Source organism: Enterobacter cloacae complex sp. SHL012, assembly GCF_049237505.1.
GTDB lineage: Bacteria > Pseudomonadota > Gammaproteobacteria > Enterobacterales > Enterobacteriaceae > Enterobacter > Enterobacter kobei.
Window position 1 is genome coordinate 65,136 of the sequence record NZ_JBMKIZ010000007.1, and the last position, 24,029, is coordinate 89,164.

Annotated in this window: 18 protein-coding genes; 8 read left to right on the forward strand and 10 right to left on the reverse strand. The window is 57.0% G+C overall.

The window, feature by feature from the left end:
* The first annotated feature begins 29 nt into the window (after positions 1-29).
* Genes feoA through feoC form a run of 3 tightly spaced genes read left to right on the forward strand, consistent with a single transcriptional unit; the run spans position 30 to position 2,853 of the window.
* The gene (feoA, locus tag ACOTY9_RS19360; protein WP_008503050.1) at positions 30-257 is read left to right on the forward strand and encodes a ferrous iron transporter A; all 228 of its coding nucleotides are present in this window, start codon (positions 30-32) and stop codon (positions 255-257) included.
* 30 nt (positions 258-287) lie between these two features.
* Positions 288-2,606 (forward strand): Fe(2+) transporter permease subunit FeoB, encoded by a 2,319-nt coding sequence (gene feoB, locus ACOTY9_RS19365; RefSeq protein WP_014885541.1) that lies wholly within the window; start codon positions 288-290, stop codon positions 2,604-2,606.
* Between the two features lie 10 nt (positions 2,607-2,616).
* Positions 2,617-2,853: a [Fe-S]-dependent transcriptional repressor FeoC gene (gene feoC / locus ACOTY9_RS19370; RefSeq protein ID WP_014885542.1), complete on the forward strand. Its 237-nt coding sequence runs from the start codon at positions 2,617-2,619 to the stop codon at positions 2,851-2,853.
* A gap of 44 nt (positions 2,854-2,897) precedes the next feature.
* Here feoC and ACOTY9_RS19375 read toward each other — a convergent pair whose 3' ends face one another.
* Together ACOTY9_RS19375 and bioH are read right to left on the reverse strand one after the other, a co-directional pair.
* Positions 2,898-3,167: a YdgH/BhsA/McbA-like domain containing protein gene (locus ACOTY9_RS19375; protein ID WP_014885543.1), complete on the reverse strand. Its 270-nt coding sequence runs from the start codon at positions 3,165-3,167 to the stop codon at positions 2,898-2,900.
* Between the two features lie 111 nt (positions 3,168-3,278).
* A complete protein-coding gene (gene bioH / locus ACOTY9_RS19380; protein WP_023331493.1) occupies positions 3,279-4,052 on the reverse strand; it encodes a pimeloyl-ACP methyl ester esterase BioH in 774 nt (257 codons plus the stop codon).
* A gap of 36 nt (positions 4,053-4,088) precedes the next feature.
* Here bioH and gntX point away from each other — a divergent pair, with 36 nt between their 5' ends.
* The 3 genes from gntX (at position 4,089) to gntT (ending at position 7,086) form a co-directional block, all read left to right on the forward strand.
* Positions 4,089-4,772: a DNA utilization protein GntX gene (gene gntX / locus ACOTY9_RS19385; protein ID WP_348566054.1), complete on the forward strand. Its 684-nt coding sequence runs from the start codon at positions 4,089-4,091 to the stop codon at positions 4,770-4,772.
* 61 nt (positions 4,773-4,833) lie between these two features.
* Positions 4,834-5,409, forward strand: a complete 576-nt coding sequence (nfuA, locus tag ACOTY9_RS19390; RefSeq protein WP_003861601.1) for a Fe-S biogenesis protein NfuA — start codon at positions 4,834-4,836, stop codon at positions 5,407-5,409.
* A 360-nt stretch (positions 5,410-5,769) separates the two neighbouring features.
* A complete protein-coding gene (gene gntT, locus ACOTY9_RS19395; RefSeq protein ID WP_014885546.1) occupies positions 5,770-7,086 on the forward strand; it encodes a gluconate transporter in 1,317 nt (438 codons plus the stop codon).
* Between the two features lie 110 nt (positions 7,087-7,196).
* Here the strand turns inward: gntT and malQ are convergent, their stop codons facing one another.
* Both malQ and malP read right to left on the reverse strand, forming a co-directional pair.
* Positions 7,197-9,275, reverse strand: coding sequence for a 4-alpha-glucanotransferase (gene malQ, locus ACOTY9_RS19400; protein WP_063862197.1), 2,079 nt, complete (start codon positions 9,273-9,275; stop codon positions 7,197-7,199).
* A 9-nt stretch (positions 9,276-9,284) separates the two neighbouring features.
* A complete protein-coding gene (malP, locus tag ACOTY9_RS19405) occupies positions 9,285-11,678 on the reverse strand; it encodes a maltodextrin phosphorylase (RefSeq protein WP_047343549.1) in 2,394 nt (797 codons plus the stop codon).
* Positions 11,679-12,263: 585 nt separating this feature from the next.
* On the opposite strand from malP, the gene malT reads away from it, so the two are divergent.
* Positions 12,264-14,969 (forward strand): HTH-type transcriptional regulator MalT, encoded by a 2,706-nt coding sequence (gene malT / locus ACOTY9_RS19410; RefSeq protein WP_014885549.1) that lies wholly within the window; start codon positions 12,264-12,266, stop codon positions 14,967-14,969.
* 82 nt (positions 14,970-15,051) lie between these two features.
* Here the strand turns inward: malT and ACOTY9_RS19415 are convergent, their stop codons facing one another.
* From ACOTY9_RS19415 to glpE, 3 genes are read right to left on the reverse strand one after another with little or no spacing between them, the layout of a single operon-like run.
* Entirely contained in the window at positions 15,052-15,810 is a 759-nt protein-coding gene (locus tag ACOTY9_RS19415) for a DeoR/GlpR family transcriptional regulator (protein WP_014885550.1), read from the reverse strand.
* Between the two features lie 16 nt (positions 15,811-15,826).
* Positions 15,827-16,657: a rhomboid family intramembrane serine protease GlpG gene (gene glpG, locus ACOTY9_RS19420; RefSeq protein ID WP_014885551.1), complete on the reverse strand. Its 831-nt coding sequence runs from the start codon at positions 16,655-16,657 to the stop codon at positions 15,827-15,829.
* A gap of 47 nt (positions 16,658-16,704) precedes the next feature.
* Complete coding sequence (gene glpE / locus ACOTY9_RS19425) at positions 16,705-17,037, reverse strand: thiosulfate sulfurtransferase GlpE (RefSeq protein ID WP_014885552.1); 333 nt, start codon at positions 17,035-17,037, stop codon at positions 16,705-16,707.
* A 188-nt stretch (positions 17,038-17,225) separates the two neighbouring features.
* On the opposite strand from glpE, the gene glpD reads away from it, so the two are divergent.
* Positions 17,226-18,734: a glycerol-3-phosphate dehydrogenase gene (gene glpD / locus ACOTY9_RS19430; RefSeq protein WP_014885553.1), complete on the forward strand. Its 1,509-nt coding sequence runs from the start codon at positions 17,226-17,228 to the stop codon at positions 18,732-18,734.
* An 87-nt stretch (positions 18,735-18,821) separates the two neighbouring features.
* Here glpD and glgP read toward each other — a convergent pair whose 3' ends face one another.
* The 3 genes from glgP to glgC are packed head-to-tail and all read right to left on the reverse strand — an operon-like array spanning position 18,822 to position 24,016.
* On the reverse strand, positions 18,822-21,269 hold the full coding sequence (glgP, locus tag ACOTY9_RS19435) for a glycogen phosphorylase (RefSeq protein ID WP_014885554.1): 2,448 nt from the start codon (positions 21,267-21,269) through the stop codon (positions 18,822-18,824).
* A gap of 18 nt (positions 21,270-21,287) precedes the next feature.
* Positions 21,288-22,721, reverse strand: a complete 1,434-nt coding sequence (glgA, locus tag ACOTY9_RS19440; protein WP_014885555.1) for a glycogen synthase GlgA — start codon at positions 22,719-22,721, stop codon at positions 21,288-21,290.
* Entirely contained in the window at positions 22,721-24,016 is a 1,296-nt protein-coding gene (glgC, locus tag ACOTY9_RS19445) for a glucose-1-phosphate adenylyltransferase (RefSeq protein ID WP_023337914.1), read from the reverse strand. The genes glgA and glgC overlap by 1 nt, the downstream gene beginning before the upstream one ends.
* Between the last annotated feature and the right edge of the window lie 13 nt (positions 24,017-24,029).

Here is a 24,029-nt window from a genome sequence, read left to right on the forward strand (position 1 = left end):
TAATTTAACCTTTCGTGGAAGCAGGCGTTATGCAATTCACTCCAGACAGTGCGTGGAAGATTACCGGTTTTACCCGCGAAATTAGCCCGGCCTATCGGCAAAAGCTGCTCTCGCTGGGCATGCTGCCCGGCTCGTCATTCCAGGTGGTGCGCGTGGCGCCGTTAGGCGATCCGGTTCACATTGAAACCCGACGCGTGAATCTGGTCCTGCGTAAAAAAGACCTCGCATTAATAGAAGTCGAAGCCTTATCCCGATAACAAGCCAGCGGTTTCAGTGAGTCTAAAAAAATGAAAAAATTAACTATTGGCTTAATTGGCAATCCTAATTCCGGCAAGACCACGCTATTTAACCAGCTCACGGGCGCGCGCCAGCGCGTCGGTAACTGGGCAGGCGTAACCGTTGAACGTAAAGAAGGCCAGTTCACGACAACGGATCATCAGGTCACTCTGGTTGACCTTCCCGGCACCTATTCCTTGACCACCATTTCGTCGCAGACCTCGCTCGATGAGCAAATTGCCTGCCACTACATTCTGAGCGGCGACGCGGATCTGCTGATCAACGTGGTCGACGCCTCCAATCTCGAGCGCAACCTCTACCTGACGCTGCAACTGCTGGAGCTGGGTATTCCCTGCATCGTGGCGCTCAACATGCTCGACATTGCAGAGAAACAAAAGCTGCGCATCGACGTCGATGCCCTCTCCGCGCGCCTGGGTTGCCCGGTAGTGCCGCTGGTTTCAACGCGCGCTCGCGGGATTGATGCCCTGAAGCTGGCGATTGACCGTCACACGGGAAATCACGACGTTGAGCTGGTGCATTACGCCCGCCCGCTGCTGCGCGAAGCGGATCTGCTGGCGCAGGAGATGGACAAAAGCATGCCTGCAAAACAGCGCCAGTGGCTCGGCCTGCAGATGCTGGAAGGCGATATCTATAGCCGCGCCTATGCCGGACATGCGGCAGATAAACTGGACGCGACGGTGGCCCGTCTCAGCGACGAGCTGGACGACCCGGCGCTGCACATCGCCGATGCACGATACCAGGCCATCGCCTCGATTTGCGACGTGGTCAGTAATGCCCTGACGGCGGAACCCAGCCGCTTTACGGCGGCGGTGGATAAGATTGTACTCAACCGCTTCCTCGGTTTGCCGATCTTCCTGCTGGTGATGTACGTGATGTTCCTGCTCGCCATCAACATCGGCGGCGCACTCCAGCCGATTTTTGACGCCGGTTCCGTCGCGATCTTTGTACACGGGATTCAGTGGGTGGGTTACACCCTGCACTTCCCGGAGTGGCTGACCATTTTCCTCGCTCAGGGGCTCGGCGGGGGCATTAACACCGTTCTGCCGCTGGTACCGCAGATCGGCATGATGTATCTGTTCCTCTCGTTCCTGGAAGATTCAGGTTATATGGCGCGCGCCGCGTTCGTCATGGACCGCCTGATGCAGGCCCTGGGTCTGCCCGGCAAATCCTTCGTACCGCTGATTGTCGGCTTCGGCTGTAACGTGCCGTCGGTCATGGGTGCCCGTACCCTGGATGCTCCGCGTGAACGCCTGATGACCATTATGATGGCGCCGTTTATGTCCTGCGGTGCGCGTCTGGCCATCTTCGCCGTCTTTGCGGCCGCCTTCTTTGGTCAGCAGGGCGCGCTGGCTGTCTTCTCGCTGTATGTTCTGGGCATCGTGATGGCGATCCTGACCGGTTTAATGCTCAAGCACACGATTATGCGCGGTGAAGCCTCACCGTTTGTCATGGAGCTGCCGGTCTATCACGTTCCACACCTGAAAAGCCTGGTGATCCAGACCTGGCAACGCCTGAAAGGGTTTGTGCTGCGTGCTGGTAAGGTGATTGTCATCGTCAGCATTTTCCTGAGCGCGCTGAACAGCTTCACCCTCAGCGGTCAGGCAGCAGATAACATCAACGATTCTGCCCTCGCCTCTGTCAGCCGCATCATCACGCCGGTCTTCAAACCGATTGGCGTACATGAGGATAACTGGCAGGCGACCGTGGGCCTGTTCACCGGTGCGATGGCGAAAGAGGTGGTTGTCGGCACCCTGAACACGCTCTACACCGCGGAGAACATCCAGGAACAGGAATTTAATCCGGCAGCGTTTCACCTCGGTGATGAACTGCTGGGTGCCGTCGAGGAGACCTGGCAGAGCCTGAAAGATACCTTCAGCCTGAGCGTGCTGGCGAACCCGATTGAGGCCAGCAAAGGCGACGGTGAAATGGCGACGGGTGCCATGGGCGTGATGGGAGAGAAATTTGGTAGCGCATCTGCGGCCTACAGCTATCTCATCTTTGTTCTGCTCTATATTCCGTGCATCTCCGTCATGGGAGCGATTGCGCGTGAATCCAGTCGCGGCTGGATGGGCTTCTCCATTCTGTGGGGGCTGAATATCGCTTACTCGCTGGCGACGCTGTTTTATCAGACCGTTAATTTCAGTCAGCACCCACGCTACAGCCTGGTTTGTATCCTCGCGGTTGTCCTGTTTAACGTGATTGTTCTTGGCCTGCTGCGCCGGGCACGCAGCCGCGTCGATATTGACCTGCTGGCAAATCGTAAAACCGCCGCGACCTGCTGCAACAGCCCGGCGGGCGACTGTCACTAAGGAGCACACCATGGCGTCATTGATTCAGGTGCGTGACATGCTGGCTCTGCAGGGCCGGATGGAGGCGAAACAGCTGAGCCTCAGCCTGCATACGCCCCAGCCGATGATCGATGCCATGCTGGAACGCCTTGAAGCCATGGGTAAAGCCGTGCGGATCCAGGAGGAGGCAGAGGGTTGCCTCTCTGGCAGTTGTAAAAGTTGTCCGGAAGGAAAGGCTTGCCTGCGGGAGTGGTGGGCACTGCGCTAATACTGCACTCATAAAGCCGGGCATCGCTGCCCGGCTTTATCATATTACTTATAGACGTCCGCGGTGGCGCGTACGTTTTTGGTCTGTTTTTCTGCACTGGTGACGACGTAGTACGTCCCGCCCATCTCATCCGCTTTCTTCGACAGCTCTTTTCTCGCATCCATCGGCGCGGTGGTGTCAGACGTAGAAATCTCACCGATTTTCGTCAGATTCATGCCGGCAACTTTATCTTTTTCCAGCTCTTTTGCCGCAAAGACGCCAAATGACAGTGACCCAATAACCAGAGAAGTGACAATACCTGTAACAAGTTTCATAGCCTGACTCTCCATAGGATTGTTGTTTTGATCATCGTAGGCATAACAACCGCAACGACATCTGGAGTATGGTTGCGGTGTGTTACTTTTTCCAGGCTGGATAGAAAATAATCAGTCTAAACGTTGACTTAACGCAATGAGCGCTGAACAAAATTCCGTCGGATGCGAGATAAACGGGGCATGCGCGGCTTTGGCAATGACCTGCGATTCGCTGTCCGGCCAGAGGGAGTCCAGCAAGGGCACCACTTTGCGCGGCACCAGCCCGTCAAGATAACCATAGATACGCAGATGCGGCATCGTCAGCGCGGCCAGCGGCTCACGCAGATCGACCGTTTTCAGAATTTCAAGGCCGCCGTTGAGCACCTCAACGTCCGGCATCGGCAAAGAGAGCACCACCTGCTTCAGCGCTCTGGCATCCTGTCGCGCGGTTTCGGTGCCCATCGTCTGTAGCGCGAGGAACCGCTCTACGGTCCGCTGGAAATCGTCACTCAGCTGCTGCTGGAAACCCGCCAGCACGTCAGGCTTTATGCCGGGCCACGTCTCCTGCGCGCTAAAGCAGGGCGATGAGGCCACCGTCACCAGCGCATTTACGCGCTCGGGCCAGGAAAGCGCAATCTGGCTTGCCACCAGCCCCCCCAGGCTCCAGCCCAGCCAGATGGCATGTTGTGGCGCCGCGTTCAGCACCTCCTGCGCCATCTCTTCGAGCGTCATAGCACCATAACCGTGGCTACGGCCATACCCCGGTAGATCAACCAGATGTAACGTAAATTGCGAGGCTAGTTCCTCGTTTATGCAATGCCATACTTCTGCATTCAGGCCCCATCCGTGCAGCAGCACAAGATGGCAATTTCCTGTCCCAACGGTCTGCCACCACAGCGTCTTCATCAGTTACTGTTCTCTTTTTTCACATGGAGGTTGAATATGCTAACAGTGCCCGGCTTGTGCTGGCTATGCAAAATGCCGCTTGCCCTTAGCGCCTGGGGCGTCTGTTCCGTCTGCACGCGTTCGCTGGAAAGGCGTATCACCACCTGCCCACAATGTGGTTTACCCGCCACGAACCGCTATTTACCCTGTGGCCGCTGCCTGAAAAAACCCCCGCCGTGGAGCGCGCTGGTGGCGGTGGATGATTACGTTCGACCGCTGAGCAGGCTGATTCACGCCCTGAAGTTTTCCGGCCAGAGTTCGCTGGCACTGCCCCTTGCCCGCCTGCTATTGCTGGCGGTTTTACAGGCACGGCGAACCCGCGCCCTGCCGAAAATTGATATGGTGGTCAATGTTCCCCTGTATCGCCATCGCCACTGGCGGCGTGGTTACAATCAGAGCGACCTGCTCTGCCGTCCGCTCGCCCGCTGGCTCGGCTGTCGATACACTGCCAGCGCACTCACCCGCGTACATGCCACCGCCGTTCAGCATCAGCTCAACGCCCGGCTGCGCAAAAGAAACCTCAAAAATGCCTTTCGCCTTGAATTGGCGGTTAACGGCCTCCATATCGCGATTGTGGATGATGTCGTCACCACAGGCAGTACCGTTGCTGAACTTTCCCGACTGCTTTTGCGAAGCGGCGCCGCGTCGGTTCAGGTATGGTGTCTGTGCCGTACCTTGTAGCCCTTCTTCAATGGGCGTATGATTATACCCAGGTAATTTAGTCAACTATTAGGCCAAAGCTATGATCCGTATTTCCGATTCTGCACAAGCGCACTTTGCCAAACTGCTGGCAAATCAGGAAGAAGGGACGCAGATCCGCGTGTTTGTGATCAACCCAGGCACGCCGAATGCAGAATGCGGTGTCTCTTATTGTCCGCCAGACGCTGTGGAAGCAACTGACACTGCCCTTAAGTTTGAACAGCTCACCGCTTATGTTGATGAGCTGAGCGCGCCGTATCTTGAAGATGCGGAGATCGACTTCGTCACCGACCAGCTGGGCTCTCAGCTGACCCTGAAAGCGCCGAACGCCAAAATGCGTAAAGTCTCCGACGATGCCCCGCTGATGGAGCGCGTTGAATATCTGCTGCAATCCCAGATCAACCCACAGCTGGCGGGTCATGGTGGTCGCGTTTCCCTGATGGAAATCACGGAAGACGGCCTGGCGATCCTGCAGTTTGGCGGCGGCTGTAACGGTTGCTCTATGGTCGATGTGACGCTGAAAGAAGGGATCGAGAAGCAGCTGCTGAACGAGTTCCCGGAACTGAAAGGCGTACGTGACCTGACCGAGCACCAGCGCGGCGAGCATTCTTACTACTAAGCCTTCTGCCTTTGCCCGGTGGCGCTGCGCTTACCGGGCCTACAAAACAGTTACTGTATCCCAATCGCAGGCCGGGTCAGGCTAAGCCGCCACCCGGCTTTTGTTTTCCCGCCGCGCCTCCTCTATATGTTGACCTGCGTCTCATAATTCACATTTTGCCTGCCTGGGTGATTCTCAACCACGCCATGTTACCCGTATCATTCTCGTGGGCACTAAGCACACTCATAACAGCCGACTAAACTTAATGGTTTGCAAGGCATCAGTATTAGTGCCGTTACTTCTCTGTTCCCAGTTGGGACAATCGGAATGTGTCGTTGAAACAATGACGTTACCCATAACAATTCAAAGGCCAGGTAAATCATGCCATTAGTCATCGTTGCTATCGGTGTTGTGTTATTACTGCTCTTGATGATCCGTTTCAAAATGAACGGATTTATCGCTCTGGTTCTGGTGGCACTTGCAGTCGGTCTGATGCAGGGTATGCCGCTGGTTAAAGTTATCAGCTCCATTAAAGCCGGTGTCGGCGGCACGCTCGGCAGCCTGGCGCTGATCATGGGCTTCGGTGCCATGCTCGGCAAAATGCTGGCAGACTGTGGCGGCGCGCAGCGTATTGCCACCACGCTTATCGACAAATTTGGTAAGAAGAACATTCAGTGGGCGGTGGTGTTGACCGGTTTTACCGTCGGTTTCGCGCTGTTCTATGAAGTGGGCTTCGTGCTGATGCTGCCACTGGTGTTCACCATCGCAGCGGCGGCTAACATTCCGCTGCTGTTTGTGGGTGTGCCAATGGCTGCGGCGCTGTCCGTGACCCACGGCTTCCTGCCACCTCACCCGGGCCCAACGGCAATCGCCACCATCTTCCACGCCGATATGGGTAAAACCCTGCTGTTCGGTACGATTCTGGCAATCCCGACCGTGATTCTGGCAGGCCCGGTATATGCCCGCTTCCTGAAAGGTATCGATAAGCCAATTCCGGAAGGTCTGTACAGCGCGAAAACCTTCACCGAAGAAGAGATGCCTGGCTTTGGCGTCAGCGTCTGGACCTCGCTGGTACCGGTGATCCTGATGGCGATGCGCGCCGTGGCAGAGATGATCCTGCCGAAAGGTCATGCGTTCCTGGGCGTGGCAGAATTCCTGGGCGATCCGGTCATGGCTACGCTGATTGCCGTCCTGATCGCGATGTTCACCTTCGGTCTGAACCGGGGTCGTTCAATGGATCAGATCAACGACACATTGACCTCTTCCATCAAAATTATTGCCATGATGCTCCTGATCATCGGCGGTGGCGGTGCGTTCAAGCAGGTGCTGGTTGACAGCGGCGTGGACAAATACATCGCTGCGATGATGCATGAAACCAACGTGTCGCCGCTCCTGATGGCCTGGTCTATTGCCGCGGTTCTGCGTATTGCGCTGGGTTCTGCAACCGTTGCTGCGATTACTGCAGGCGGTATCGTTGCGCCGCTGATTGCCACCACGGGCGTCAGTCCTGAGCTGATGGTTATCGCGGTCGGTTCCGGTAGCGTGATTTTCTCTCACGTGAACGACCCGGGCTTCTGGCTGTTTAAGGAGTACTTCAACCTGACCATCGGTGAAACCATCAAGTCCTGGTCCGCGCTGGAAACCATTATTTCGGTGTGTGGCCTGGTTGGGGTGCTGCTGTTGAATATGGTGGTTTGATGTCATAAGTCGGGTGGCGGCTTCGCCTTACCCGACCTACTGGCTCCATGTAGGCCCGGTAAGCGTAGCGCCACCGGGCAATAAAAAACCCGCCACTGGCGGGTTTTTTATCACTTCTTAGCAGCCGCTTTTCGCCGCTTATCCAAATCCTTAATCAGCCTGTTCACCCCGTCATCGGCAAACATCTTCTCAAGCGTTGTGGACAATTTGCGACGCCAGTTCTTGTACTGATAGCTGGTGCCCGGGATGTTCACCGGCTCCGCCATATCAATCCAGTCTTCCGGCTGAAGGCCAAGCAGAGCGCTGTTGCTGTCGGCAATATAGCGCTGCAAACCGCGGTTGAGCGTTGGCGTCATCGCCATCAGCGACGCCTTGTGACCGGCGCGCTTCGGCAGGCAGCCATGCTTATGCAGCGCATCCAGCAGCCCCTGCTTCGCCAGCTCGCGATCCTGATACAGCCCGCGCAGAACCTCTTCATCAGGATAGAGACCCAGCGTTTTCCCGAGCGTCAGATCGCCGCTTTCCCAGTAACCTCTGAGCGTAGGAAGATCATGCGTCGTCGCGACTGCCATTGACTGTTCTGGATACGCTTTCGGCGCGCGGAAGGTTTTCTCATGGTCGTTTTCAAAATAGAGCACTTTATAGGAGTACACGCCGCTGTCGCGGAGCTTGCTGACAATTTCCACCGGCACGGTACCGAGATCTTCCCCGATCACCATACACTGGTGACGCTTACTCTCCAGGGCCAGGATCGACAGCAGATCGTCTACCGGATACTGGACGTACGCGCCGTGATCGGCCGTTTCGCCGTAAGGGATCCACCACAGGCGCAGTACGGACATGACGTGGTCAATACGCAGCGCGCCACAGTTTTGCATGTTCGCACGCAGCAGGTCGATAAACGGCTCGTACGCGCGCGCCGCCATCACGTGCGGATCCATCGGCGGCAAGCCCCAGTTCTGACCGAGCGGCCCAAGGATATCCGGCGGCGCACCGACGGACGCTTTCAGGCAGTAAAGCTCACGGTCACACCAGGTTTCCGCGCCGCCTTCTGCCACACCGACGGCCAGGTCGCGATACAGGCCGATCGGCATGTTATAGCCCTGGCTTACCTGCCAGCAGGCGGCAAACTGGCTGTAGGCCAGCCACTGCAGCCACAGATAGAAGTCCACCTCGTCGGCATGCGTTTTACAGAAAGCTTTGACTTCCGGGGTGTCCACGGACTGGTACGCTTCCGGCCAGACCGGCCAGCCCCAGCGCATTTCGTCCTCTTTCACCTGATGCGCGTGCAGCGCATCGAATGCCGCCTGCCAGTAGAGGCTTTCGCCTTCCTGCACCACAAACTGGCGGAAGGCCGCCATCTGATCGTCATTGCGCTTAGCAAAGCCTTTCCAGGCCAGACGCAGCGCCGCCATTTTTAGCGCGGTCACAGTAGCGTAATCGACCCAGTCCGCTTCGCGGGCCTGTTTCAGCATCTGCTTCGTGGTCTCAAGCTTCCACCACGCCTGCGCGTCTTTACTGTTTTTAAAATCATCCAACGCGTTAACGTCGATATAAATGACGTTCAGCCAGCGACGGGAGGACGGGCTGTACGGGCTGGCGCTTTCCGGGTTCGCCGGATAGAGCGCGTGGATCGGGTTGAGGCCGATGAACGCGCCGCCGCGCTCACCCACGGAGGCCAGCATATTCTTCAGATCGCCAAAATCGCCGATGCCCCAGTTGCTGTCGGAACGCAGCGTGTAGAGCTGCACGCAGGCGCCCCACAGCTTTTTGCCTTCGAGCAGCGCCTGCGGCTCATAGCAGCGTTTTGGCGCGACAATCACCCGGCAGTGAAAACGCTGCTCGTCCTGGGTGAGCGTCAGGCTGTGATAGCCCTCCGGCAGTTTCGCCGGAAGGTTAAACGCTTTGCCGCCGGTGGCGTGGCCTTTATGCTGATGCCCCTCTTCGGTGGTGAGCAGCCAGCTAAACTCGCCGCGCCCCTCCACCGTCAGCGACATTTTTTTGCCCGCAGTAAAGACCTTTACGTTTGGCACCGGTAGTGCCGACGCTTTCGCGTCGGCTTTGTGCATGGCATTCAGCAAACGTCTTTTGGTGTCCGCACCAATAGACTGCGGTTTGCCGTGCGCATTGATGTAACTGAGGCTAATTCCCGCCGCCTGCGCGGCACTGTCCAGACGTTTACTCTCCATCGCGCTTCCTTAGCGTTTTGCCTGCCAGATACGAGCCTGATAATCACGGATTGAGCGGTCAGAGCTGAACATACCGCAGCGCGCCGTGTTCAGAATGCATGCCCGGGTCCACGCGTCCTGGTCGCGATACAGCACGTCGACCTGCTTTTGCGCGTCCACATAGGCGGTGAAATCGGCCATCACCAGATACGGGTCACCGCCATGCTTGTCCATGCTGTGCAGCATCTGGTCAAACGCGTGCTTGTCACCGTCGCTGTATTTACCGCTCTCCAGCTCTTTCAGCACCGCATCCAGCACTTTGTCTTTCTTACGCCATTTCACCGGGTCGTAGCCTTTGGCCTTGATGGCTTTCACCTCTTCCACGGTATGACCGAAGATGAAGATATTCTCTTCACCGACCTGCTCAGCGATTTCGACGTTCGCACCGTCCAGCGTGCCAACGGTCAGCGCACCGTTCAGCGCCAGCTTCATGTTACCGGTGCCGGAGGCCTCTTTCCCTGCGGTCGAGATCTGCTCGGAAATATCCGCCGCCGGGATCAGCATTTCAGCCGCCGAGACGCAGTAATCCGGCAGGAACACCACCTTCAGCTTGTCGCCCACCTTCGGATCGTTGTTGATCGCCGCCGCCACTTTATTAATGGCGAGGATGATATTTTTCGCCAGGTAGTAGCCCGGTGCCGCTTTCGCACCGAACAGGAACACGCGCGGCACGCGGTCGGCCTGCGGGTTCTCGCGGATCTCTTTATACAGCGCCAGGATGTGCAGCAGGTTAAGGTGCTGACGTTTGTACTCATGCAGGCGCTTGATCTGGATATCGAAAATGGCATTCGGGTTGATCTCAATCCCGGTGCGCGCTTTCACAAACGCCGCCAGACGAACTTTGTTCTCCAGCTTGATGGCACGGTACTGCTCGCGGAACTTCGCGTCATCCGCGTATTTTTCCAGGTTGATCAGCTGGTCCAGATCGTTGGCCCACTCTTTCTTCAGGGTCTTATCCAGCAGATCGGCCAGCAGCGGGTTGCACTGCTTGATCCAGCGACGCGGCGTGATGCCGTTGGTCACGTTGTGGAATTTGGTCGGCCACAGCTGGTGATATTCCGGGAACAGATCTTTAACCACCAGATCCGAGTGCAGGGCCGCTACGCCGTTCACCGCAAAGCCGCTCACCACGCACATGTTCGCCATGCGAACCTGCTTATCGTGGACCACTGCCAGCTTCGCCCAGACCGCTTTATTGCCTGGCCAGGTTTTATCCACCAGGGTTTTAAACCGATCGTTAATCTTGTTAATGATCTGCATATGGCGCGGCAGCAGCGCTTTCACCAGCTTCTCATCCCAGCACTCCAGCGCTTCCGGCATCAGGGTGTGGTTGGTGTAGGCGAAGGTGCGGCTGGTAATCGCCCAGGCGTCATCCCAGCTCAGCTGATGCTCGTCGATCAGCACGCGCAGCAGTTCAGGAATGGCGATGGTCGGGTGCGTGTCGTTGAGCTGAATCACTTCGAAGTCCGGCAACTGTGCCAGCTTGCGGCCCGCCAGGTGATGACGGCGCAGAATGTCCGCCACGGAGCAGGCGCACTGGAAATACTGCTGCATCAGACGCAGTTTTTTACCCGCCAGATGGTTGTCGTTCGGGTAGAGGACTTTGGTCAGCTTCTCGGCGTCGATACCCTGCTGCTCGGCACGCAGGAAATCGCCGTCGTTGAATTTGGTCAGGTTGAACGGATGAGCGTGCTTCGCCTGCCACAGGCGCAGCGGCTGCGCCACGCCGTTACGGTAGCCAAGCACCGGCAGATCCCAGGCTTCACCGGTGATGGTGAAAGCCGGTTCCCAGAGGCCTTGCTTTGTGACTTTCCCACCGATGCCGACCTGCACGTCCAGCTGCGCATTGTGGCGGAACCACGGGTAGGTATTGCGGTGCCAGTCATCTGGCGCTTCCATCTGGTGACCATCAGCGAACGACTGACGGAACAGGCCATACTGATAGTTCAGGCCATAGCCAATGGCGGACTGGCCAACCGTTGCCATGGAGTCAAGGAAGCAGGCCGCCAGGCGACCCAGACCACCGTTACCGAGAGCCGGGTCAATCTCTTCTTCCAGCAGGTCAGTCAGGTTGATGTCGTGCGCTTTCAGCACATCACCCACCTCCTGATACCAGCCAAGGTTCAGCAGATTGTTGCCCGTCAGGCGGCCAATCAGGAATTCCATCGAGATATAGTTGACGTGACGCTGGCCTTTGACGGGCTTCGCCACGGGTTGAGCATCCAGCTGCTCTGCGAGCGCCCCGCTCACCGCCTGCCACCACTGGTGAGGCGTCATCTCGTTTGCAGCATGAAGGCCAAAACGCTGCCACTGACGCGTCAGGGCAGCCTGGAATTGAGCTTTGTTGAAGGTAGGCTGTGACATAGGGGATCGGCATCCTTTAGAAAGAAAACACAAGTTGGCGCTAGTGTGCCTGGCTCATTTCACCTCTTCCTCATCCTGTGGGGGATTAGACAGGGAGGAGTAGCGGGGATGAGCATAAAAGTGTGATCGAGGCCACTCTCAGAGCATAGCCTGAGTGTGCCCGGAAGAGGAAAACGTCACCGGGAAGAATGTCAAAGAAATGAAATGCAGTTTCGGACGAAATTAATCCGCGCTGAAATGATTACTTACGTAGAATAATATTTCTGCAATTGGGTCATATCTAAGGAGATTATTAAGCTCACTGAACTTTACCCGGACTTTATTAAATTTGGCGTCACTATCCCTTTCTGAAACCAGTTTCAGCATAACCGCAAGAGAACCATACAAGCCAGCACTGGCGCGGCGTCACAGCCCTTTCAGGAAAGTTCCATCATCTGCCTGAATGTTTTGTGACAGAGTGCAAATTCAGAGCCACCAAATCCAGACATAACTTGCAATAGTTCTCTATCTGTCCGACCTTATAGCTATTAATTACGAAGCGCAAAAAAAATAAAATCTCTCGTTCCCCACAGTGAAGTGAAACCTATGTTGATTCCGTCTAAATTAAGTCGCCCGGTTCGTCTCGACCATACAGTGGTCCGCGAGCGTCTGCTGGCTAAACTTTCCGGCGCGCATAATTTCCGACTGGCGCTGGTTACGAGCCCTGCAGGTTATGGAAAAACAACGCTCATTTCGCAATGGGCCGCAGGTAAGAGCGATCTTGGCTGGTACTCCCTTGATGAGGGCGATAACCAGCAAGAGCGTTTTGCCAGCTATCTGATTGCTGCCATTCAACAGGCCACGAATGGACACTGCGTCGCCAGTGAGGTGATGGTGCAAAAGCGCCAGTACGCCAGCCTGTCCTCCCTTTTCTCTCAGCTGTTCATTGAACTGGCTGAATGGCATCGTCCGCTTTATGTGGTGATTGATGATTATCATCTGATTTCAAATCCGGTTATCCACGAGTCGATGCGTTTCTTCCTGCGCCATCAACCGGAAAACCTGACCCTGGTGGTGCTGTCGCGCAACCTGCCACAGCTGGGCATTGCCAACCTGCGCGTGCGCGATCAGCTGCTGGAGATTGGCAGCCAGCAGTTGGCCTTTACCCATCAGGAAGCGAAACAGTTCTTCGACTGCCGCCTGACCTCGCCGATTGAGGCCGCTGAAAGCAGCCGCCTGTGCGATGACGTCGCGGGCTGGGCCACGGCATTGCAGCTGATTGCCCTCTCTGCGCGGCAAAACAACAGCCCGACACACCAGTCGGCACGGCGTCTGGCCGGTATCAACGCCAGCCATCTCTCTGATTATCTGGTGGACGAGGTGCTGGACAGCGTTGATCCTTCAACCCGTCATTTCCTGCTGAAAAGCTCCCTGCTGCGTTCGATGAACGACGCGCTGATCGTGCGCGTTACCGGCTGTGAAAACGGCCAGTTACAGCTGGAAGAGATTGAACGTCAGGGCCTGTTCCTGACACGCATGGACGATCCCGGCGAGTGGTTCAGCTACCATCCCTTGTTTGGTAGCTTCCTGCGCCAGCGCTGTCAGTGGGAGCTTGCCACAGAACTGCCGGAAATCCATCGCGCCGCCGCTGAAAGCTGGATGGCGCAAGGCTTCCCGAGCGAGGCCATTCACCACGCGCTGGCTGCCGGTGACGCCAGTATGCTGCGCGATATTCTGCTCAACCACGCGTGGGGGCTGTTTAACCACAGCGAACTGACGCTGCTGGAAGAGTCGCTGAAAGCCCTGCCGTGGGAGAGCCTGCTGGAGAACCCGCGTCTGGTTCTGCTGCAGGCCTGGCTGATGCAAAGCCAGCACCGCTACAGTGAGGTCAATACCCTGCTGGCGCGTGCCGAGCAGGAGATGGAAAGTGAAATGGATACCACCCTGCACGGCGAATTTAACGCCCTGCGGGCGCAGGTCGCAATTAACGACGGCGACCCGGATGAAGCGGAACGGCTGGCGATGGTCGCGCTGGATGAACTGCCGCTGGCTAATTTCTACAGCCGCATCGTGGCGACCTCGGTACACGGGGAAGTACTGCACTGCAAGGGCGAGCTGACGCGCTCCCTTTCCCTGATGCAGCAAACCGAGCAGATGGCGCGCCGCCATGATGTGTGGCACTACGCCCTGTGGAGTCTGATTCAGCAAAGTGAAATTTTATTCGCTCAGGGGTTCCTGCAGGCTGCCTGGGAAAATCAGGAAAAAGCGTTCCAGCTGATTCGTGAACAGCATCTGGAACAGCTGCCGATGCACGAGTTCCTGTTGCGCATTCGCGCTCAGCTGCTGTGGGCATGGTCACGCCTCGATGAAGCAGAAAGCTGCGCCCGTCAGGGTGTGAACGTGCTCTCTGGCTTCCAGCCGCAGCAGCAGTTGCAGTGCCTGGCGCTGCTGGTGCAGTGCTCGCTGGCGCGCGGCGATCTTGATAACGCCCGCAATCACCTTAACCGTCTGGAAAACCTGCTCGGCAACGGCCAGTACCACAGCGACTGGGTGTCAAACGCCGATAAGGTCCGGGTGATTTACTGGCAGATGACGGGGGATAAAAAATCCGCCGCCAACTGGCTGCGTCATACGCCAAAACCAGAGTTTGCCAATAACCACTTCCTGCAAAGCCAGTGGCGCAACATCGCCCGCGTGCAGATCCTGCTGGGTGACTTCGAGCCTGCCGAGATCGTACTGGAAGAGTTAAACGAAAACGCCCGTAGCCTGCGCCTGATGAGCGATCTGAACCGCAACCTGCTGCTGCTTAACCAGCTTTACTGGCAGGCGGGACGCAAAAATGACGCCCAGCGCGTGCTGCTGGAAGCGCTGCAGCTGGCGAACCGTACCGGGTTTATCAGCCACTTTGTGATTGAAGGTGAAGTGATGGCGCAACAGCTGCGCCAGCTGATTCAGCTGAATACCCTGCCGGAGCTGGATCAGCATCGTGCTCAGCGTATTCTGCGCGAGATTAACCAGCATCATCGCCACAAATTTGCGCATTTTGATGAGAACTTCGTTGAACGTCTGCTAAACCATCCGGAAGTGCCGGAGCTTATTCGCACCAGCCCGCTCACCCAGCGGGAATGGCAGGTGCTGGGGCTGATCTATTCCGGCTACAGCAACGAGCAGATTGCCGGTGAGCTGGCGGTGGCGGCGACCACCATCAAAACGCACATTCGTAATCTGTATCAGAAGCTGGGTGTGGCGCATCGTCAGGATGCGGTGCAGCATGCGCAGCAGCTCTTGAAGATGATGGGGTATGGCGTGTAATTCCTTGCCCGGCGGCGCTACGCTTGCGCGGGCCTACGGGGTTTTGTAGGTCGGGTAAGCGCAGCGCCACCCGACACAATTCCTAGCACAATTCTAACTGCAAATTATTATCTTTAATCACCTGCATCACGCCCGCTGGCGGCATCGCGTCGGTGTAGACCGCATCCACAATGCTGATGCTGCCCATGTTCACCATCGCGTTACGGCCAAACTTCGAATGGTCCACCACCAGCATCACGTGGCGTGAATTTTCAATAATCGCGCGCTTGGTGCGCACCTCGTGGTAATCAAATTCCAGCAGCGAGCCGTCGCTGTCGATACCGCTGATCCCCAGAATGCCGAAGTCGAGGCGGAATTGAGAGATAAAGTCGAGCGTCGCTTCACCGATAATGCCCCCGTCGCGGCTGCGCAGTTCACCACCGGCGAGGATGATCCGGAAATCGTCTTTCTGCATGAGAGTGTTGGCGACGTTCAGGTTGTTAGTGACCACGCGCAGGTTCTCGTGATCCAGCAGCGCGTGAGCAACCGCTTCCGGCGTGGTACCGATGTCAATAAACAGCGTCGCCCCGTTTGGGATTTGGCTCGCCACTTTACGGGCTATGCGTTCTTTTTCCGCCGTCTGCGTGGCTTTACGGTCATGCCAGGAGGTGTTGACCGAGCTGGACGGCAGCGCCGCCCCGCCGTGGTGGCGCAAAATACGGTTCTGATCGGCCAGATCGTTCAGGTCACGACGGATCGTTTGCGGGCTGACGGCAAACTGCTCGACCAGCTCTTCGGTGCTGACGTATCCCTGTTTTTTGACCAGTTCGATAATGGCGTCATGACGTTGTGTTTGTTTCATCAATTATCCCTGAGAATTATGTTCGTTTTCGCGCATGGAGCGTGTCGGCAAGCGCCATTGCCAGCCCGACCGCCAGGCCGGTGACGTGCGCACCATTGGCGATAGACATACCAAACAGATCAAACCATCCGGCAATTAGCCATATTAACGCAAAGGCTATTAATCCGCGTTGTAAATAGATGCCGCTTTCCGGGTCGCGCTCTCCGCGAAGCCAGACATAGCCCATCAGGGCGTAGACGACGCCCGACAGCCCACCGAACCACGGGCCGCTGAATTTATGCTGCACGTAGCCGCTCAACAGGGCGCTAATCACGGTGATCACGATCAGCTTACCGCTGCCGAGTCGCTTCTCGACAATCCCGCCGAGATACCACCACCACAGCAGGTTGAAGAGAATATGCATCACTGAGAAGTGCATCAGCGCATGGGTGAAGTAGCGCCAGACGTCAAACTCCAGAGAGGGGTCGTACGGCCACGCCAGGGCGATCATCACGCTCTGGTCGCCCACCACGTTCATGATAATGAAGACGATAATACAGGCGGCCATCAGCAGCAGCGTAAACGGCCCTGCGCGCTCGCGAATAGTGGCAAGAAAAGGGAAACGACTGTAATGCAATCCGCTGCCCGTCTGGCCGGATTGCCAGCTTGCCGCCAGATAGCGCGGGTCGCCAGGATTCTCAAGAAAACGCGCCAGCTCCTCGTTTACCCGCCCGGCCTGGCTCTCATCGGCCAGCCAGACATCGGTCTGCGTATGTTGCTGAATGGTCAGAATAACGCCCTGCGTTGCCATATAGTCGACAAACGCCTGGGCGACGCGCGGATTCGTAAAAGAGGTGATCATCAACATGGGCAGCGGTCGCTTATTTCCACACAAAAGGGAACAGTATAGCGGGATTAGCGCTCAAAGGCGTATTCCACTTCTGCCGGGAAATGACGATGCCAGGCATCGAAGCCGCCGTCGACGCTGTACACCGCGTCGTAGCCCTGCTGAAGCAGATACTGCGCCGCGCCTTTGCTGCTGTTGCCGTGGTAACACATCACCATCACCGGCGTATCGAAGTCGTTATCGCGCATAAACGCGCCCAGCGTGTCGTTGGTGAGATGGAACGCGCCCGGCGTATGGCCCATCGCAAAACTCTGCGGATCGCGGATATCCACCAGCACCGCCGTTCCCTGGTGCATCTTCTGATGGGCTTCTTCTACGTTAATACATTCAAACTGATCCATGGTGTTCTCTTTACAGGGGTCAACGACACAATTTTACCCCGTAGTGTACGTCCTGGCGGCGGGTAAACGCCATTATGTTATCCATATCACTCTAAATTGTTTTTTTGATGTTACCAAAAGCGCGTTCCTTTGCTATTATGAGCGATATCGAACATTTTTGAGCTTTAACGAAAGTGCATGAGGGTGTTATGGAAACCAAAGATCTGATTGTGATAGGCGGTGGCATCAACGGTGCCGGTATTGCGGTCGATGCCGCAGGACGCGGTTTATCCGTGCTGATGCTGGAAGCTAACGATCTCGCCTGCGCGACGTCGTCCGCCAGCTCCAAGCTGATCCACGGTGGCCTGCGCTACCTGGAACACTACGAATTCCGCCTGGTCAGTGAAGCGCTGGCCGAACGTGAAGTGCTGCTAAAAATGGCGCCGCATCTGGCGATCCCGATGCGTTTCCGTCTGCCCCATCGCCCGCACCTGCGTCCGGCGTGGATGATCCGAATTGGTCTGTTTATGTACGATCATCTGGGTAAACGCACCAGCCTGCCGGGTTCGAACGGTTTGCGTTTTGGCTCAGAATCGGTCCTGAAGCCTGAAATCGTGCGCGGTTTCGAATATTCCGACTGCTGGGTGGACGATGCACGTCTGGTGCTGGCGAATGCGCAGATGGTGGAGAAGAAAGGTGGAGAGGTGAAAACCCGTACCCGCGCTACCGCCGCGCGTCGTGAAAACGGCCTGTGGATCGTCGAAGCAGAAGACATTGATACCGGCGAGAAATTCAGCTGGAAAGCGCGCGGTCTGGTGAACGCCACCGGTCCGTGGGTGAAGCAGTTCTTCGACGACGGCATGCATCTGCCTTCGCCGTACGGCATCCGCCTGATCAAGGGCAGCCATATTGTGGTGCCGCGCGTACACACGCAAAAACAAGCGTACATTCTGCAGAACGAAGATAAGCGCATCGTGTTTGTGATCCCGTGGATGGACGAATTCTCGATCATCGGCACCACCGACGTGGAGTACAAAGGCGATCCGAAAAACGTTGAGATCGACGAGAGCGAAGTGAACTACCTCCTTAAAGTGTATAACGCACACTTTAAGAAACAGCTGTCCCGCGATGACGTGGTATGGACTTACTCCGGCGTGCGTCCGCTGTGCGATGACGAGTCTGACTCACCGCAGGCCATCACCCGCGACTATACGCTCGATATTCACGACGTAGACGGCCAGGCGCCGCTGCTGTCGGTGTTTGGCGGCAAGCTCACCACCTACCGCAAGCTGGCGGAGCACGCGCTGGAAAAACTGGCCCCGTACTATAAGGGCATTGGCCCGGCATGGACCAAAGGCGCGGTACTGCCCGGCGGTGATATCGGCGACAACCGCGACGATTATGCCGCGAAGCTGCGCCGTCGCTTCCCGTTCATTACCGAAGGCATGGCGCGCCACTACGCCCGCACCTACGGCAGTAATACCGAGCTGTTCCTCGGTGATGCGAAGGACATTGCGGATCTGGGCGAGCATTTCGGTCACGAGCTGTACGAAGCCGAGCTGCGTTACCTGGTCGAGCACGAGTGGGTTCGCCGCCTGGACGACGCCATCTGGCGCCGTACCAAAGAAGGGATGTGGCTGAATGCCGAACAGCAGTCGCGTGTGGCGCAGTGGCTGCAGCAGCATGCGGGAAAGCGTGAGCTGTCGTTAGCGTCGTAATTGAAAAAAAGCCGGGTGGCGGCTCCGCCTTACCCGGCCTACTCGATCCCGAAGGCCCGGTAAGCGCAGCGCCACCGGGCTTTGTTTTTACAGCCTCACCGGATCAATATGCCAGATCGTCTCGGCATACTCCTTGATGGTCCTGTCGGACGAGAAATACCCCATATTGGCGATGTTATGCATCGCAGCACTGGTCCACTTCTCCTGCTGACGGTACAGTTCGTCCACCTTATCCTGACAGTCCACGTAGCTGCGATAATCCGCCAGCACCTGGTAGTGATCGCCAAAGTTAATCAGCGAATCCACCAGATCGCGATAGCGGCCCGGCTCGTCCGGGCTGAATACACCGGTCGCGATCTGCGTCAGTACCTGACGTAACTCTTCATCTTTTTCATAGAACTCACGCGGCGAGTAGCCTTTTCTGCGCAGCGCCTCCACTTCTTCCGTGGTGTTCCCGAAGATAAAGATGTTCTCAGCCCCTACGTGCTCCAGCATCTCAACGTTCGCCCCGTCCAGGGTGCCAATGGTCAGCGCACCGTTGAGGGCAAACTTCATGTTACTGGTCCCGGAGGCTTCCGTACCCGCCGTTGAAATCTGCTCAGAGAGATCCGCCGCCGGGATGATCAGCTGCGCCAGGCTTACGCTGTAGTTCGGGATGAACACCACCTTCAGCTTGTCGCCAATATCCGGATCCAGGTTGACGACCTTAGCCACATCGTTGATGAGATGGATAATGTGCTTCGCCATGTAATAGGCGGAAGCGGCTTTACCGGCGAAGATTTTCACGCGCGGCACCCACTCGGCCGTCGGGTCGGCCTTAATCCGGTTGTAGTGGGTAATCACATGCAGCACGTTCATCAGCTGACGCTTGTACTCGTGAATACGTTTGATCTGCACGTCAAACAACGCTTTCGGGTTGGCGACCACGTTCAGATGCAGCGCAAGGTAAACCGACAAACGCTTTTTGTTCAGCAGCTTGGCTTCGCGCACGGCTTTGTTCACCGTCGGGAAATCAATGTGCTGTTCCAGCTCGCTCAGCTGGCTCAGGTCGGTGCGCCAGGTGCGGCCAATGTTCTGATCCAGCACGTCAGAAAGCGGCTGGTTCGCCAGCGCCAGCCAGCGACGCGGCGTGACGCCGTTGGTCACGTTGCAGAAACGCGTCGGGAAGATCTTCGCGAAATCCGCAAACAGCGACTGCACCATCAGGTTTGAGTGGAGCTCAGACACGCCGTTTACCTTGTGGCTGATCACTACCGCCAGCCAGGCCATGCGTACGCGACGACCGTTGGATTCATCAATGATCGACGCCCGGCTCAGCAGGCCGGTATCGTTCGGGTACTGCTCCTGCAGCGTCTTGAGGAAGTAGTCGTTAATCTCGAAGATAATCTGCAGGTGGCGCGGCAGGATTTTGCCGAGCATATCCACCGGCCAGGTTTCCAGCGCTTCGCTCATCAGCGTGTGGTTGGTGTACGAGAACACCTGGCAGGTCACTTCGAATGCCTCATCCCAGCTGAACTTATGCTCGTCGATAAGCAAACGCATCAGCTCTGGAATAGAGAGCACCGGGTGCGTGTCGTTGAGGTGAATCGCGGTTTTCTCCGCCAGATTGGCGTAAGTTTTGTGCAGCTGGTGATGGCGGCTGAGGATATCCTGAATCGTCGCCGAGACGAGGAAATACTCCTGGCGCAGGCGCAGCTCGCGGCCGGAGTAGGTTGAGTCATCGGGATAGAGCACGCGGGACACGTTTTCAGAGTGGTTTTTATCTTCCACCGCGGCGAAATAGTCACCCTGATTGAATTTACCGAGGTTAATCTCGCTACTGGCCTGGGCGCTCCACAGGCGCAGCGTGTTGGTGGCATCGGTGTCATACCCGGGGATGATCTGGTCGTAGGCCACGGCCAGGATCTCTTCGGTCTCCACCCAGCGGGATTTTTTACCTTCCTGCTGAATACGCCCGCCAAAGCGCACCTTGTAGCGGGTATTGTGACGCTTGAACTCCCACGGGTTGCCATACTCCAGCCAGTAGTCCGGCGACTCTTTCTGACGCCCGTCGACGATGTTCTGCTTGAACATGCCGTAGTCGTAGCGAATGCCGTACCCGCGTCCCGGCAGCGCCAGGGTCGCCAGCGAGTCGAGGAAGCAGGCGGCAAGACGCCCCAGGCCGCCGTTGCCGAGGCCTGGGTCGTTCTCTTCGTCAATCAGCTCTTCTAAATCCAGCCCCATCTCTTCGAGGGCGGTTTTAACGTCGTCGTAAATGCCGAGCGACAGCAGCGCGTTGGAGAGCGTGCGGCCAATCAAAAATTCCATCGACAGGTAGTAAACCTGACGCGTTTCCTGCGAGAGCTGGGCGCGGTTTGATCGCAGCCAGCGTTCAACTAAACGGTCGCGCACCGCAAACAGAGTGGCGTTCAGCCACTCGTGTTTGTTGGCGATGACCGGATCTTTCCCGATGGTGAACATCAGCTTATAGGCGATGGAGTGCTTTAACGCCTCAACGCTGAGCGTGGGTGAAGAGTAGCTAAATGGAGCATTCATATCAGTAACTTCGCCTCGTTACATCAAGCGTTGATAAAGATCGCGGTACGACTGCGCCGCAACGTGCCAGCTAAAGTCCATGGACATCGCCTGACGTTGTACGTAACGCCACAGCGACGGACGGGACCACAAGACGAAAGCACGCCGAATCGCCCGAAGCAGCGACCAGGCATTACTGTCTTCAAAAACAAACCCGCTGGCGATACCGTCCGCCAGGTTTTCCAGTGAGCTATCGGACACCGTATCCGCCAGCCCGCCCGTGCGGCGTACCAGCGGCAGGGTGCCGTATTTCAGGCCATAGAGCTGCGTCAGGCCGCAGGGCTCGAAGCGGCTTGGCACCAGAATGACGTCTGCGCCGCCCATAATGCGGTGCGAAAATGCCTCGTGGTAACCAATCTGCACGCCCACCTGCCCCGGGTGTTCCGCTGCCGCCGCGAGGAAACCTTCCTGCAGCACCGGGTCGCCTGCGCCGAGCAGCGCCAGCTGTCCGCCCTGCTCGAGCAAGCCGGGCAGCGCCTCCAGCACCAGGTCCAGCCCTTTCTGGCTGGTCAGGCGGCTCACCACCGCGAAGAGCGGCACTTTGTCGTTGACCTTCAGCCCCATTGCAATCTGCAGCTGGCGTTTGTTTTCCGCTTTGTCTTCCACGGAATCGCGACCATAGCGTGCCGCCAGCAAGAGATCGGTTTCCGGACTCCAGATCTGTTCATCCACGCCGTTCAGAATGCCCGACAGGCGGCCTTCCCGATGGCGCTGTTGCAGTAGCCCTTCCATGCCGTAGCCAAACTCCGGCTGGGTGATTTCTCGCGCATAGGTTGGGCTGACCGCCGTGATGTGATCGGCGTAGTACAGCCCCGCCTTCAGGAACGAAATCTGCCCCTTAAACTCCAGCCCGTGCATGTTAAAGAACGACCATGGCAGATCGATGTCATTCATATGATGCGCGTAGTACATCCCCTGATAGGCGAGGTTATGCACCGTAAAGACCGATTTTGCCGGGTGACCGCGCGCGGCGAGATACGCCGGAGCCAGCCCGGCATGCCAGTCGTGCGCGTGCACCACATCCGGACGCCAGAACGGATCAAGCCCCGTCGCCATTTCTGCCCCGACCCAACCGAGCAGCGCAAAGCGCAGCACGTTGTCGGTATAGGCGAACAGGTTCGTATCGTGATACGGGCTGCCCGGTCGGTCGTATAAGTGTGGCGCGTCGATCAGGTAAATCCCTACGCCATTGTAATGTCCAAACAGCAGGGTGATGCGTCCGGCAAACGTCTCACGGCGGGTCACAACCTTTGCATCAGGAATGCCGCGCCGGATATCCGGGAAGGCAGGCAGCAGGACTCGGGTATCCACGCCTCCGGCGATTTGTGCCGCCGGTAATGCACCAAGAACATCCGCCAGACCGCCCGTTTTTAACAACGGGAACATCTCAGAACATACGTGTAAAACCTGCATCATCGCTCCTGTTTGATCTGCAGCTTCCGCAACATTTCCCGTGTGACTAACACGATCCCCTCTTCCGAACGGTAGAAACGACGCGCGTCTTCTTCCGCGTTTTCACCGATGACCATCCCCTCAGGGATGACGCAGGCGCGGTCGATCACGCAACGACGCAGACGACACGAACGCCCTACCCAGACATCCGGCAATAAGACCGCCGAATCGATATTACAGAATGAATTTATCCGCACGCGCGGGAACAGCACGGACTGCACCACCACCGAACCGGAGATAATGCACCCGCCAGAGACCAGCGAGTTCAGCGTCATACCGTGGCTGCCGGAGCGGTCCTGCACGAATTTGGCCGGCGGCAAGGATTCCATGTGGGTACGAATCGGCCAGTTCTGGTCGTACATATCCAGCTCAGGCGTGACTGAGGCCAGATCGAGGTTCGCTTTCCAGTACGCTTCCAGCGTGCCCACATCGCGCCAGTAAGGCTCGGCATTCGGGTCTGACTGCACGCAGGACAGCGGGAAAGGATGTGCATACGCCATGCCAGCTTTGGTGATTTTCGGGATGATGTCTTTACCGAAGTCGTGGCTGGAGTTTTCGTCTTTGTCGTCGTCTTCCAGCAGCTCATAAAGATAATCTGCATCAAAGACATAGATCCCCATGCTGGCGAGGGATTTGGTGTCATCGCCCGGCATGGTTGGCGGGTTCGCCGGTTTTTCGACGAAGTCGATGATTTTATCGTCGGCGTCCACATGCATCACGCCAAACGCCGTCGCCTCGGCAACGGGCACCGGCAGACACGCCACGGTGCAGCGCGCCCCTTTTTCGACGTGGTCGATGAGCATGTGGGAGTAATCTTGCTTGTAGATGTGATCCCCGGCGAGGATCACAATGTATTCCGCGTTATAGCGACGAATGATGTCGAGGTTCTGCGTCACCGCATCCGCCGTCCCGCGATACCAGTTCTCGCCGTGAACACGTTGCTGAGCAGGAAGGAGATCGACAAACTCGTTCATCTCTTCACTGAAGAATGACCAGCCGCGCTGAATATGCTGAACCAGCGTGTGCGACTGATATTGCGTAATGACGCCAATACGGCGAATGCCTGAGTTCAGGCAGTTGGAGAGCGCAAAGTCGATGATGCGGAACTTACCACCAAAGTGAACGGCCGGCTTGGCGCGCTTGATGGTCAAATCTTTCAGACGGGTACCACGCCCGCCCGCAAGTATCAGGGCAACCGTTTTTAATGGTAGCTGGCGTGCCAACATTAAGGGATCGTTCTTCTCTAATCTAACCATGACTAACTCCTTT